General features: G+C 35.3%; 16 protein-coding genes. 10 read left to right on the top strand and 6 right to left on the bottom strand.

Going from position 1 to position 13,682, the window contains the following annotated elements; all coding sequences use genetic code 11:
* Positions 1-4: 4 nt before the first annotated feature.
* The 5 genes from pth2 (at position 5) to Q0W04_RS01440 (ending at position 3,107) form a co-directional block, all read left to right on the top strand.
* Complete coding sequence (pth2, locus tag Q0W04_RS01460; RefSeq protein WP_298499322.1) at positions 5-343, top strand: aminoacyl-tRNA hydrolase; 339 nt, start codon at positions 5-7, stop codon at positions 341-343.
* Positions 344-388: 45 nt separating this feature from the next.
* On the top strand, positions 389-1,057 hold the full coding sequence (locus tag Q0W04_RS01455) for a delta 1-pyrroline-5-carboxylate synthetase (protein WP_298499319.1): 669 nt from the start codon (positions 389-391) through the stop codon (positions 1,055-1,057).
* A 2-nt stretch (positions 1,058-1,059) separates the two neighbouring features.
* Positions 1,060-1,221, top strand: coding sequence for a zinc finger domain-containing protein (locus Q0W04_RS01450; RefSeq protein WP_292782670.1), 162 nt, complete (start codon positions 1,060-1,062; stop codon positions 1,219-1,221).
* A 23-nt stretch (positions 1,222-1,244) separates the two neighbouring features.
* Positions 1,245-1,514, top strand: a complete 270-nt coding sequence (locus tag Q0W04_RS01445) for an elongation factor 1-beta (protein ID WP_292810782.1) — start codon at positions 1,245-1,247, stop codon at positions 1,512-1,514.
* Between the two features lie 873 nt (positions 1,515-2,387).
* Positions 2,388-3,107, top strand: a complete 720-nt coding sequence (locus Q0W04_RS01440) for a DUF4012 domain-containing protein (RefSeq protein ID WP_298499315.1) — start codon at positions 2,388-2,390, stop codon at positions 3,105-3,107.
* Positions 3,108-3,130: 23 nt separating this feature from the next.
* Here Q0W04_RS01440 and Q0W04_RS01435 read toward each other — a convergent pair whose 3' ends face one another.
* Together Q0W04_RS01435 and Q0W04_RS01430 are read right to left on the bottom strand one after the other, a co-directional pair.
* Complete coding sequence (locus Q0W04_RS01435) at positions 3,131-4,036, bottom strand: type II secretion system F family protein (RefSeq protein ID WP_298499313.1); 906 nt, start codon at positions 4,034-4,036, stop codon at positions 3,131-3,133.
* 4 nt (positions 4,037-4,040) lie between these two features.
* Positions 4,041-5,513: a CpaF family protein gene (locus Q0W04_RS01430; RefSeq protein ID WP_298499486.1), complete on the bottom strand. Its 1,473-nt coding sequence runs from the start codon at positions 5,511-5,513 to the stop codon at positions 4,041-4,043.
* 92 nt (positions 5,514-5,605) lie between these two features.
* Between Q0W04_RS01430 and Q0W04_RS01425 the strand changes: the two genes are divergently transcribed.
* Complete coding sequence (locus tag Q0W04_RS01425) at positions 5,606-6,493, top strand: methyltransferase domain-containing protein (RefSeq protein WP_298499310.1); 888 nt, start codon at positions 5,606-5,608, stop codon at positions 6,491-6,493.
* Here the strand turns inward: Q0W04_RS01425 and Q0W04_RS01420 are convergent, their stop codons facing one another.
* The 3 genes from Q0W04_RS01420 to Q0W04_RS01410 are packed head-to-tail and all read right to left on the bottom strand — an operon-like array spanning position 6,494 to position 8,789.
* Entirely contained in the window at positions 6,494-6,766 is a 273-nt protein-coding gene (locus tag Q0W04_RS01420) for an STAS-like domain-containing protein (protein ID WP_298499307.1), read from the bottom strand.
* Positions 6,763-7,527: an ATP-binding protein gene (locus Q0W04_RS01415; RefSeq protein ID WP_298499305.1), complete on the bottom strand. Its 765-nt coding sequence runs from the start codon at positions 7,525-7,527 to the stop codon at positions 6,763-6,765. The genes Q0W04_RS01420 and Q0W04_RS01415 overlap by 4 nt, the downstream gene beginning before the upstream one ends.
* A gap of 8 nt (positions 7,528-7,535) precedes the next feature.
* Positions 7,536-8,789 (bottom strand): tripartite tricarboxylate transporter permease, encoded by a 1,254-nt coding sequence (locus tag Q0W04_RS01410; RefSeq protein WP_298499302.1) that lies wholly within the window; start codon positions 8,787-8,789, stop codon positions 7,536-7,538.
* A gap of 160 nt (positions 8,790-8,949) precedes the next feature.
* On the opposite strand from Q0W04_RS01410, the gene Q0W04_RS01405 reads away from it, so the two are divergent.
* Positions 8,950-9,648: a hypothetical protein gene (locus Q0W04_RS01405; protein WP_298499299.1), complete on the top strand. Its 699-nt coding sequence runs from the start codon at positions 8,950-8,952 to the stop codon at positions 9,646-9,648.
* On the opposite strand, the gene Q0W04_RS01400 is transcribed toward Q0W04_RS01405, so the two are convergent.
* Complete coding sequence (locus tag Q0W04_RS01400; protein ID WP_298499296.1) at positions 9,645-10,106, bottom strand: MarR family winged helix-turn-helix transcriptional regulator; 462 nt, start codon at positions 10,104-10,106, stop codon at positions 9,645-9,647. The genes Q0W04_RS01405 and Q0W04_RS01400 overlap by 4 nt on opposite strands.
* Positions 10,107-10,184: 78 nt before the next feature.
* On the opposite strand from Q0W04_RS01400, the gene Q0W04_RS01395 reads away from it, so the two are divergent.
* The 3 genes from Q0W04_RS01395 to Q0W04_RS01385 all read left to right on the top strand — a co-directional run bounded on the left by Q0W04_RS01395 (position 10,185) and on the right by Q0W04_RS01385 (position 13,680).
* Positions 10,185-10,688 (top strand): hypothetical protein, encoded by a 504-nt coding sequence (locus tag Q0W04_RS01395; RefSeq protein ID WP_298499293.1) that lies wholly within the window; start codon positions 10,185-10,187, stop codon positions 10,686-10,688.
* A 553-nt stretch (positions 10,689-11,241) separates the two neighbouring features.
* Positions 11,242-13,296: a ferrous iron transport protein B gene (gene feoB, locus Q0W04_RS01390; protein ID WP_298499290.1), complete on the top strand. Its 2,055-nt coding sequence runs from the start codon at positions 11,242-11,244 to the stop codon at positions 13,294-13,296.
* A 153-nt stretch (positions 13,297-13,449) separates the two neighbouring features.
* Positions 13,450-13,680 carry a FeoA family protein gene (locus Q0W04_RS01385; protein ID WP_366938610.1) on the top strand — a complete coding sequence of 77 codons (231 nt, stop codon included), beginning with the start codon at positions 13,450-13,452 and terminating at the stop codon, positions 13,678-13,680.
* Positions 13,681-13,682 lie beyond the last annotated feature (2 nt).

Below are 13,682 nucleotides of genomic sequence, written 5' to 3'. Positions count from 1 at the left end.
TATTATGAAACAGGTAATGATTGTCAGAACAGATTTAAAAATGCGCAAGGGTAAAATTGCAGCACAGTGCTGTCATGGAGCCATTGGAGCATATAAAAAATCACCTGCAGGTAAAATCCGAAAGTGGGAAAATGAGGCTTATGCCAAAGTTGTTTTAAAGGTTCAAACCAAAGAGGAGCTGATTGAACTTAAGAAGTTGGCTGATGAAAAGGGTATTGCCAATTATTTGGTAGTTGATGCTGGACGCACTCAGATACCTACATCAAGCATTACAGTTTTGGCGCTTGGTCCTGATGAGGATGAAATACTTGACGAAGTGACAGGGGATTTGAAACTTTTATAGTCTAAACTATCATTTGATGAGGTCTACTTTTAATTAAACAGGGTCGTGATTATTATCATAAAACAGGTTGTAAAAATTGGGGGAAGTCTGTTCCCGGATTATGCAATAGATTTGGCAAAAAAGCTAAAAAACACCAATTCATGCATTGTTCTTGGGGGCGGCGATTTTGCAAATCTTATCCGTAAATATAATGATGAACAGAATTTTTCTGAGGAAGTTAACCACTGGACAGCCATTGATTGCATGGACATAATAGCTAAGCTGGTCAATGATAAGGTGGAATCAGCAAAACTAGCCTATACGATTGAAGAGGTTAATGACATTTCAGATGAAGGTTTAACTCCTATTTTTGCAGTTTCCAAGTTTTTAAAAACAGAAGATCCCTTTGAATGCAGCTGGGATGTGACTTCAGATTCGATTGCAGCATACATTTCACACCTTTTAAATGCAAACCTTTTAATAGTAACAAATGTAAATGGTATATATACCCAAGAACCGAAAGAGCCTGGTTCAACATTCATAAGTAAAATCGATGCAACAAAATTACTAACTTTTCAGGAGTCATCGATTGATGTAATGTTGCCTAGTCTTTTATTAAGGTTTGGGACTAATTGTTATGTTGTGAACGGAAAATATCCCGAAAGGGTTTTATCTCTTATAGATGATAATGTAAATGATTATAATTTCGATTACACACAAATAACAGGTGATTGAAAATGAAAACTGTAGAATGTATTTCATGTAAACAAGAAATTCCATTAACAGGACCATTCGTTGAATTCGAATGTCCTGAATGTGGAGCAAAAATAGCAAGATGTGAAAAATGCCGTACTTTTGGTCACGCTTACAAATGTGAATGCGGATTTGAAGGACCATAAGTTTATTAAATGGAGGAATTAGAATGGGTGAAGTATTAACAACTATGAAAATTATGCCAGACAGTCCTGATGTAGATTTAGAAGCTATTAAAGCAACCATTAAAGATTCAATGCCTGAAGGCGCTGAAATCCATGATATTGCTGAAGAACCAATTGCATTTGGTTTAGTTGCAATTATCTTAAACTTCATCACCGAAGACGGTGAAGGCGGATCTGAAGCTGTTGAAGAAATGGTTCAAGCTATTGAAGGCGTAGCAAGTATTGAAATCACTGGCGTTGGAAGATTGATGTAAATCTTTCAATTTCTTTTCTTTTTTTATCATTTTTTACTTATTTTTTCATTAATTTATTATTTTGCAATTAATTTAGGCATACCTAAAAATTTAGAAACATTTATATACTATGATGACAAACTTTAATACAAGTGTCATATATTTAGGTTTACCTAAATATTCACTTCAAACAAAACATACATTATTAGTCGATAATAATACAATCTCCAAAAATATAGATATTAAATTAGCTTTTCACAATTTTCTAATTTAATATGGGAAACTTATCTGCCAAAAATTTTCCAAAACGAATTTCGGTGTTTATGACTCTCCAGATAAACACCTCTCCATTATTTTTTTAAAATTTGATCACATACTATATTTTTCCTCAAATTTGGTGTTTAACAGAATATGTTAAACACCTCCCTTTTTTAGGTTAACCTAAACATTTATATACTTCCTTCAATAACATTATGTATAGTGATAAAAATTAGGTCTACCTAAAAATCTAATTTTGATTGCTGATGTATTTTGGTTAAACCAAATTACTTACTCCGATTCACTGAATTAGTTTAACTCTCTTTCTGATTTGGTGAAGCATATAACTACTCTCACGAAATTAAATATGAAATCCATATTTAATTTCACCTATCTTATTCATTTAAAAACGGTGATTTTAATGGCAAACGATGTAAAAAAAGCAAAATGCTGCGAAATCAAAGAGGAATCCAAAGAGAAAAAAAGCATTTTAAAAAAATTATGGTGTTTCTTTTTTGGATGTAACTGCCACTAATCAAATTCTTTTCTTTTTTCTTTTAGAAATCCAATAATATTTAAGTAATATAAACTAGATATTATCAACTAATTTTAATAAGTTTATAGTAGGTAGGAATTATGGATAGGACTAGAAAATTAATACTTGTTATTTTAATTGTTGTTCTCATAGGTCTTGTTGCCATAATTGGTGGTGCATTGTTTATCGGAACCAACAGTGAACTTACTGAAGGAAGCAAAAATATTTTGGTATGTGCCATCGATGAAAGTGAAACAAGGCCGGGTATGGGGGCATGTGACATGGCATTCATCGTTCACTTGGAAGACGGTACTTTAAAAAATTACACAGCCATTTATCCTGGTGGAATGACTCACCCTACAGCATCAGAACCTTCTGAAGCGCAGTCTCAGGGAGCAGGATCAAGGCTGCTTCTTCACGATGCATTCTGGGACTCTGACAATTCCGTTGCAATGAGATATGCAAAGGAAATCGTGCAATATAATACCAATGTTGAAATCGATTCTGTTGTAGCGGTCAATACCCAAGCATTGGATGCCGTTCTTGCTGCTGCAGGTCCTTTGGAAATAAACGGATCCAAAATGCAGGTAAGCGGTATAGATTTCATACGTGAAGAGGATTGGGGTAACGGTGTTTCAAGAGGCGACGCTGTACTTGAAATTGTTAAGGCAGCTGCAAATGCTGCAAAAGACCCTGCAGTAAAATCAGGAATGATTAATGCGGCTATTGACCAATACTCCAAAGGAAATATTGTAATGGATGAACAAGGTGCCTTCGTAGGATTGCTGGCATCAAAAGGAATTGAAACCTTCTTCGGTTAATTCCTTCCTTTTTTTATTTTTTTTCACACTTTAGGCTCTAATTTTTTAATAAACACTCCCATAAACATCACAATCATCGGGAAAAAGAGTGAATATATCACCAGCAGTAAACTTGAGGATATCACATCTCCCATTACGGTAGAACCGGCCATCAGAATTATCAAACCGATTACAGGAGCTAAAATGGCTATGAACGTATATATTAAAATGAATGAATTTAATCTCTGCGCGTATTCCTTCAGTTTGATTTGCATCTCAAATGAAATGTCATTTGCAATAATGTCCAGGCTGCGGGCCAGATTTCCTCCAACCCTTAAAGTGCCTACAATTTGCTGGACTGCCCTTTGAAGCCCTTCGGATTTCACCCGCTTTGACATCTCAAGCAGTGCATCCTCAGTTGATTTTCCGAATTTAACCTCCTCAAGGACTCTGTTGATTTCCTTGGAAAATGTCCCATAGTTTGCTTCTTTTATTGTTATCAGTGTATCATGAAGTCCCTTTCCGGATTTAAGCTCAATTCCCATATGTCTTAGAGCATAGGGCAGCTCCTGATTTAGGTCGGAATAGTTTTTTTGCTGTTTTATTTTGGGATAATAAATCAGAAATACATAAAACATTCCAAGTGCTGTTAAAAATATTCCGCTTATTTCCAACGGCAATATGATTAGGGATATGATGCAGACTGCAATCATGACTTTTATTGATGTTTTTTTAAGCATTACAGGCATTAAACGTTCCCTTATTTTATCCAGTTTGTCGTCATCATGTTTTGGTTGTGTTGTTTCGAAGCTCAGTCTAGAAAAGATTGATGTTGCAGTTTCATTTGCCTGCTCCTTTTTGGGAGATTGCCTTTTAAATGAAATGTTTTTAAAAAATGTGATTGTGGACAATACTATTGTCCCAATCAATATGAAAAACCTGTTTAACATGTCTTCACCTGCCAAGCATTATTCTGTTCAGCACTTTCTGGCTGTCCTTGAAATATAAATCCAGAATTGTTTTGACATCATCTACATCACGGATGTCATGCTTTACCATGTGGTTCAGCACGGTTTCCCGGTTTTCAATTTCCCTGTGAATCTCATTTATTGTATTTCCGCTTAGGTTTGCAATCTGTGATAGGAATTTGCTTGAAATGCTGACATTTTCAATCCTGTCTGTTTCTGGATTCCATTCAAAGATCTTATTTAGCTGTACAACTCCCTCTTCGATTCCGACAACCTCTGCAACTTCGCTGATTCTTCTGTATGAAACTCCTGTTGATGTGTAAATCCTGTTTTGCATTATTATAAAGTCAATTGCCTGTATCATGATTTCAGGAACGGACATCGGTTCATTGGTTAGTCGTGTAATTGTTTCACGAGCATCATTTGAATGCAGTGTTCCAAATCCTGAGTGTCCGGTATTCAATGCTGTAAAAAGGGTAATCGCCTCTCCCGCTCGAACTTCACCTACAATTATGCGGTCCGGACGTTGCCTTAGGGAGTTTTTTACAAGGTCATTCATTGTAAGCTCTCCTTTGTTTTCGACATTTGCAGGTTTTGTTTCCATTCTGATGACGTGTTCGTGAGGAATCTGAAGCTCTAAAGTGTCTTCAATGGTTATGATTCTTTCCTTTGGATTAATAAATGCGCAAAGGGCGTTCAGTGTTGTTGTCTTGCCGGAACTTGTTCCTCCTGATATTATTGCATTTGCGGATTTAACGCCTAAACCGTCAAAGCACAGCCACAGGAATGCTGCAAGTTCAACTGATATTGTTTTTGATTTTATCAAATCAATTATTGTGAGTGGGTCTTTTTTGAATTTCCTGATTGTAAGTGAAGGGCCGTCGGCTGATGCTGGGGGTATTGTTGCGTTGATTCTTGAGCCGTCAGCCAGTCTTCCGTCCAATATCGGAGATTCCTGGTCAATTCTTCTGTTAATCTGTCTGGCTATTGAATCTATCAGATCCATCAGCTCCTTTTCATCGCTGAATTTGACATTTGTCTTCATCATTCCGTATTTCCTGTGGTATACGAATACTGGCTTGTCAATGCCGTTGATCATTATCTCTTCCAAATCGTCATCATGTATCAGTGAATCGATTTCACCGTATCCGATTAAATCCCTTAGGATTTTGTTGGATAGCTTGTCGAGATATTCGGCAGATATCTTTTCACCGTCGCCTGTAAACCTTGCAAACAGGAAGTTTTTGATGTCGTTTAGAAGTTTTTCTTCATCGGGCTGGAAGTTTTCACCTGATGATATGGCCAAATCAACCAAATTTTCACGAAGTTCTCCTAAGAGAACTTTTTCCTTTTGAGTGTAATCTTGTCTGACAACGTCATATTGCGGTATAATCTCATTATTGTTCACGTTTTTCACCTTTAAGAATTTTTTAGGTGTTTTTAGATTAGTATTACTAATTTATATATTTTTTATTACTTGCGAAAGCATAATAACACTCCAAAATCAATATTGTATTGTAAGAAGAATTTTAGGGTGATATTATCATTGATTTGGATGAAAAAATTAACTCGCTGCATGAATGTGAAAACTGCCGGGACGTTCAGATAAAGAAATTTTCCCCTCTTAGGGATTTGATAAATTTTGATGATTATGATGGGGACTACATGAGATGCAGTTGCGGCAAAAGGCCGTTGGATGTTGTGATGAGTCATATACTGAAGATAATGATTGAATCTGAAATCGTTCCTGAAAAGGCAACACTAAGACGCAATTCGCCGGTTCCGTTGTCTGAATTTTATTTCAGCAGCTTAAATCCTCAGTTCATTGGTGAAGATACATTGATATTGCTCCATCCGGACTTTACCGAAGAGGTGGCATTGAAATTGATTGGGGAAGTTCCGGAAGTCAAATGCGTTCTTAAGGGAAGTCCTCAAAACGTTGCAGGCCAACTTGATAAGGATTCATCCATCAATCACTTTGAAATTCTTGCGGGAGATGACACTCAAATCAATGTGATGAGAACGCTTCTCGGTGAAAAGTTGGTAATTGTCAAAAACCAGTCAGTTCACCATATTGAAGTGGCTGTAACAACCGAAGACAAGCTGGTCAGACTGCACAACCACATTAACAATAACGATATTAAAAAAGGGGTTGTAATTGATTCAATGTGCGGTTTGGGAGCTCTTGGAATCTATCTGCTAAAATTAGGGTTTGAAAAGGTAATATTCAATGACATCAATCCCGAAATGATTGAAGCGTTGAAAAACAATCTGGAAATTAACGGCATTGATGATGGCTATGAAATACATCAGGGTGCCTTTGAAGATTTGGATGTGGAACACGCCGATTTGTGCGTAATTGATGCATTTCCTGGTGTGGACATCTCACAAATTAGGCAAAAAGCTGATGAAATAGCAGATAATGTGGTAATTATCTAGCTATTTTAAACAACTTCTTTTAAAATCCTCTTCAACGACTTCTAATAGATTACGGATTGAGTCGACCATATTTGTTTCTTCTATTTTTGCATGTGTGTTGTGTTTTTGAAATACATATTCCTGAGCAAAGGATCTGCTCATAAATTCAATGTTTTTAAAATTAATCACAACAGTTTCTTCATTTTTTATTTCATCGAAGAGTTTTTCAGCTGTTGGGCCAACACCTAATTTTTTTGAATATTTTTCTTCAAGATTAATTTCTAATTTAGTCATTGTTTTGCCTCTTGAATTTTATTAATTCTTTCATATTTCAAATATTCGTAAATATTATCTATTTTGTTATTATTTATTCTTAATACTATAAAAGTTCCATTTATTCCATATTTGTTTTTATATAGTTGCGCTCCTTTTGTTGTAACTACACATATGCCTTTTCCGGATGCAATTAACATTTCTCCATCAAATCCGTGAGTGGTAATTCTTGCACAGGAATTTAAACCTCTTCCATGTAATTTATATTTTTCTTTGTCACTAGTTTTTCCATTAATTGCTTCAAAAAGAGATTCACAATCGTTTATATAAGATAATGATGCCTCTTTGAAACTTCCGGAAATTCCAATGCCGTCATCAATTACACACATGTCGATATTATCATTGTTTTTTGAAATATCCAATTGAATATATGCATTTCCAAATCTGGAATGTTTATATATATTTATTAAAATTTCATATAGAAGATAATTGATGCTTTGTAGGTCTGCATCTTCAGGAAGAATATTAAAAATTTCATCTGTTAACTTAGACAGATATTCTTCAATTTTTTCACTTTCAATTAAAAAATCGCTCATTTCAAAAAATTTTAATTTTTTAATCTCTGTACAATTATCTTCAAGTAATTTTTCTAAATCAAACTCATTTTCCTGAATATTACTTTGTATTAATGGTAATATTGTTGTTTTATCAGGATTGTGAAATTCTTTATTTTCAATTTCAGTATTTAATTTGTCAATATGTTTTTTTAATGTATTTGTCATTTTTCCACCTAAATAAACATCTGCATGTAAATGACAATGGCGGGAATTATCAAAACGCCCATCAGATGGGATTTTCCAACGCCGATGTAGTGGGGAAGCATTCCCATGGCCGTTGATGTAATCAGTGCCAATGTCATATAACCGAATGGTGCCTTATAATAGAAAATAAAGATGTAAAGTATCAGTATCTGAAGTAAAATCACTCCAATCGATAATTTCTTATAGTCAACACCACTCATCAGTCTAGAAAAGGAATCGCCAAGTTTTAAGGACAGCACTAATGAAACCGAAACTGCTATCAGCGATGCAAAAATGAATATTGCCAGATGGTTTAGGGTCATTTCGGAGATAAGATAAGACATGTAAACCGCTATTCCGCTTCTCGGATTTCCAATAATGTAGATTGCAATCAGTGAAAACAGACAGTCGGAGACGTTCAGCCCAGAGGTTGCAAGAAGAAAGTTCACTGTATCATCATCGTCATTGTCGTTTGTACCGCTTGCGGCCTGTGCAATAACGGTTCCCTGTGCAGGTCCAAAACCGGGCAGGAAACCCAGTATCGCTCCTGTTATTCCTCCTGCAAAAATGCTTTTGAACTTGTTGAAATCCAAATCAAGCTCGTAGAATGGATTTTGATGGGGGATTGTAGATGAGTCGTTTAAACTGAAAAGTATGGTGCTTATTCCAAACAGGCCTGAAAATGTGCACATCAAAGAAACTCCGGATGAAATTGGGGTCTGGAAAATAATCCATCCCAGCGCTCCCGACAGTACAAACAAAAGCAGCGACCATAAAAAATCCCTAAAGTTTGAAGTCAGGCGATATGTCAGATATATTGATGCAACAAGAAGTATAATCCACGTAAACGGCTTTGAGATGTCATGAAGCATCGGAAGAGCTAGTGCAAATATCGGAAGCATTAATATTGTTGTGATAATCCCTCCAAAACCTCCCACTGACACAATCCTTATCACTTCTTTTGATCTTCCCTGAAGAACCATCCTATGGCCCGGAAGTATGGATGTGGCCGTTCCTTCCTGAGGAACTCCCAGAAGCATTGACGGTACGAATTCAATGAGTGCATGTGCTATTGACATCGAAACCATTATTATGCATAGGAATTCGGGTGTTAGGAAACCCAAAAGGAAGGTTGATGAAGCAAACAGTATTGCTCCGGCGGTATTGACATGTATTCCAGGTATCATTCCTGTAGTTGTTCCTATTAATATGCCTATAAAACAAGCAATAACTAATTCTATCATACCTATTAATTGTTTAAACTTTAATTTAAACTTTGTTTAAGCCATAGAGTAATATTTACTTGATTTAGTAAAATTGCAGTGATTATGTAAAATTGCTTGGGGACTGAAAAATTGTTCTGAAGCAGAAATGTTAATGTATATAAAGTGTTAATATAATATTATGGAAAAGCTCAAAAAAATAGCATTAATATTGGCGGGTATAATTATTGCATATTTCATTATTACATTTGCGACAGCTTCAATAGCCAACGTTATTTTTCCACCATCAAAAGCAAGTTTGACTGATGAGGTGGTTGAAGACATTGGCGGTGATGATTTTCTGGTGGCTACACTGAAAGGCTGTCTAAAAATAGGCGAGGAAAAGATTCCTGACGGTTCGTTTAAGACATCTGACGGAAAATTCGGTTGGTATGATGCCAAAAACATAACATATGTTGACAGCTATGGCAGAAAAGGATATATGATTGTTTGGAAGACAACACCTGATAAATACAGTTTCAACACTCATGAAAAGGTTAATCTTTATATTTCCGCTTATCTGACTGGGATTGGCGCAAAATGTTTCATAGAGTATTCCTGGGAAAACAATTGTGTCTACGGCATTATCCTCTCGACGGACAATATCCATTACAGCGAATCCGATTTGATGTATGATGTTCTGGGTCTTAACCGGTCCGGCTTTGATTTGGTTTATACAGGAGCATCCTCAAGCTATTCCGGCTCTCAAAGTAATTATCATACTGTAGTTCCCGACAGATACACGTTGTCAAGAACCGATCCGGGTTCATATTATGACCATTATGAATACGGTGATGATTATGATATTGACGATTATCTGGAAGTCGAGGGATATGACTAGAACTGATTTCTGTTGAATTCAAGTGATTTGAGAGATATTTTAGTTAACAGTTCAAGCAGATCATCACGGGAGATGTCTAACTGCTCGCAAATCATGTCATCCCATTCCTTTTCCTTTTCAATTAAAAATTCGGATGTTTCGATTCCTTTTTGGGTTAATGTGATTTTATATGCACGTTTGTTGTTTTCATCAACTTCTCTTGTAATCAATCCCTTTTCCTCAAAGTCTTTGAATGCTCTTGAAACGCCACTTCTATCCATCAGACAGGCCTTTGCAATGTCTGATTGGTTGGTTCCCATTTCATAATATAAAAACAGCAGCATGTAATACTGGCTGGGAAGGATTTCCGTTTCTTTTTTTATGTGTTTGTTGATGAAAAAGTCATGGGTTTTAATTAATGTAATTAAATGATTTGCCAAAAAGGGGGAATCCTTGATTATATCGTCATATTCAATCATACTAATCATTTTATAAAAATTAATATTTAAATATTGGTTGTAACAAATTATACACATCAGACCTTAGGTGGATTTATCATGAAAAGAAGAATCATCATCATTTTGGCAATAATGGGAATTTGTCTGCTTATGCTTTCAGGTCCTGTTTTTGCAAAGGAAAGCGTAAAGATTAAAATATCCACAGATAAGTGGATGAACAATAAGGGTGTAATCATAATAAAGATAGTTGACAGCAAGGGTCATGAAATAAAAAGCAACGGAAAGGTTAACTGCACCATTACCGACTCGCAGGGCAACTATAAATGGGAATATAAATCATATAACAGCAAGGGGCTGCGCATAAAATATGATACTGGCAGTTATAATGTCGTAGTCAAATTTAAAGGGGACAGCAAGTACAAATCTGCTTCAGCGAGCAAATACGTAACCCTTACAAGCACCAGTTCAGGTTTTGATGCATATAATTATTATGACAGCAACAATTGGGGTTTGAATCAAAAAATCGATGATTACATTGAATATAACTATTGGGATGAAGAAATCTACGATGACGCCTCTAATTATGATGGCGAGGGATATTGAAGATAGATTCCAGATGTTATAGAAATAAAATCATTTAAAAAGAGAGATTTAGGTGTTTATGCTTTTTAGAGAGTTATAAACACCTGAATTGTTTTTTTGGAAAATTTTTTGGCAGAATAATTTTCCGATATTAAATTAGAAAATTGTGAAAGCTAATTTAATATGTGTGTTTTGTTTTGGAGATTGTATTATTATTGACTAATAATATGTTTTGTTGAAGTGAAATATTTAGGCGTGCCTAAATATATGTCACTTGTATTAAAGTTGGTTGTCATAGTATATAAATGTTTCTAAATTTTTAGGCACACCTAAATTTTTAGAATCATTATCCATGAAAAAATAACTATTGTTATATAACAGTTGGTATATTTTAATATATAAATGTTATTATTTGGTATGCCTAAATCTTTAAATAATATAAAATTTAAAATAATATTCATGTTTAGGTTAACCTAATTTTTGGTAATTGATAAACTTAAACTAAAAATTTTTTTAGTATTCGATCATTTTAAAAATGGTCTATTAAAGTTAAATAAAAACGGGAGAATGGTTAATGACAAAATTAATTGTAGGATTAGCAGGAAACCCTAATGTAGGGAAAACTACTGTATTCAATCAATTAACCGGGATGCGCCAACATGTAGGAAACTGGCCTGGAAAAACTGTTGAAAGGGCAGAAGGTAGTTTCAAGCATGGCAGCTATGAATATGACGTTGTGGACTTGCCGGGTAATTATGCATTAAGTGCTCATTCTATGGAAGAAATCGTTTCAAGGGATTTCATTGTGGATGATGACTCTGATGTGATTATTAATGTAGTTGATGCTGCTAATTTAGAACGTAACTTGTATTTAACAGTTCAAATGATGGAGCTCGGTGCCAATTTGGTAATGGCTCTCAACATGAATGATTTTGCAAAGAAAAAGGATCATATAATAGATATAAATTTAATGAGTGAACTTTTAGGATTTCCGGTTGTTGAAGTAAACGCAAAAACCAAAGAAGGTTTTGACGAATTATTGACAACCGTCGAAAAGCAATCCAAAAAACCGGTTGATTCCAGTGAAAAATTGTCCTACGGAAATGACATCAAAGGTCATTTGTCTGAAATTCAAGCAGAAATAGAAAAGGATAAAAATTTATTGGACGTTCCGTCAGTCTGGACTGCAGTCAAATTATTAGAGAAAGATTCAATCGTAATAGAAAAAGTTCAAAAATCCAGCAATGGTTCTAAAATTATGATTGAAGTCGATAAAGTAGCAAAACACCTTCATGATGTTTATAAAGAAGGTGCAGAAGAAGTTATTGCTAATGCAAGATATGCATTTATTGGCGGATTGATGGCTGAAGCTGTCAAAAGGCCTGCTGTAGAAAAAGAAACAACTACTGATAAAATAGATAAGATTGTAACCAATAGGCTTTTAGCACCATTTATATTCTTATTTGTAATATTCTTATTGTTCCAGTTGACATTCACAATTTCAGCACCGTTCTGTGATGCAATTGATGTAGGATTTGGAATGTTATCTGAATGGGCGGAAACAGCAATTTCTGATCCGACATTAGCTTCATTTGTTTGTAATGGGCTCATTGGTGGTGTAGGTGGAGTACTTGTATTCTTGCCTCAGATTATCATCATGTTCCTGTTATTAAGTATTTTGGAAGACAGCGGATACTTGGCAAGAGCAGCATTTACATTGGATATCATCATGCACAAGCTTGTAGGTCTTCACGGTAAGGCATTCATTCCAATGATTTTAGGATTCGGATGTGGTGTGCCTGCAATCATGGCAACAAGGACAATGGAAAATGAATCAGACCGTATTCTTGCAATGATGCTCATTCCTTTCATGTCCTGTACTGCAAGAATGCCTATTTATTCCATGTTTACAGCTGTGTTTTTCGCAGCAATTCCTGTATTTGTACTCGGACCGATTGTTGTAACCCAACAGTCTCTTGTAACAACTTCAATGTATGTAATTGGTATTATCGTTGCTTTAATTGTAGCTGCGATTCTTAAAAGAACAATGTTTAAGGGAATGTCAGCTCCATTTGTTATGGAACTTCCAACATATAAAATACCATCTGTAAAAGGTGTGTTATTGCATACCTGGGAGAAAACCAAAGGATTCCTTAGAAAAGCGGGAACCATTATTCTCGGTGCATCTATCGTCATTTGGATTTTAAGTATTTTGCCGTTCGGTGTTGAATACGGATCCGCCGACAGTGTTTTAGGAATGATAGGTACTGCTATTTCACCAATATTTGCACCGCTCGGTTTCGGCGTATGGCAAGCGGGTATTGCAATTCTCACAGGTTTGGTTGCAAAAGAAGTCGTTGTATCCACATTCGGTGCATTGGCTGGTGTTGAAGAGGATGACGAAGCTGGAATGAATGCAATGGTTCATGATTTATTCACTCCATTATCTTCATTTGCATTCATGGTGTTCACACTTCTCTACATCCCATGTTTCGCAGCAATAGGTGCAATCAAACAGGAAACCAACGGTTTCAAATGGCCTTTGATAATGTCTGCAATAACATTGGTCACTGCTTACATTGTATCATTCCTTGTATACAACATTGGTCTTTTAGCAGGATTCGGATAGTTGAAATTCAATTCAGAAAATGGGGATTTTTGAAAAATCTTCATTTTATCAATTTTTTTTAGTCATGACTAAATATTTATATATGAGTATTGACATAATGTTAATTACATAATTTTTAGCATGCCTAAAAATTTATTTTTAATATATGGTGATATTATGAAAACCTTAAATGATGTAAAACCTGGTGAAACAGTCACATTGGTAAAATACCATGATTCAGGTGATGTAGGTTTAAGAAGACACTTATTGGGCATGGGATTCGTTAAAGGCGCAGAAATCAAAGTCAAAAAGGTTGCAACTTTAGGTGATCCTATTGAAATGAGTGTAAAAGGGTATGATATTTGTCTTCGTAAAGAAGAAGCTAAAAATATTGAAGTGGAATAAGC

Source organism: uncultured Methanobrevibacter sp., from assembly GCF_947170395.1.
Taxonomy (GTDB): domain Archaea; phylum Methanobacteriota; class Methanobacteria; order Methanobacteriales; family Methanobacteriaceae; genus Methanocatella.
The sequence above is the reverse complement of the archived record's forward strand: the minus strand, read 5'-3'. Positions and strand labels throughout refer to the sequence as shown.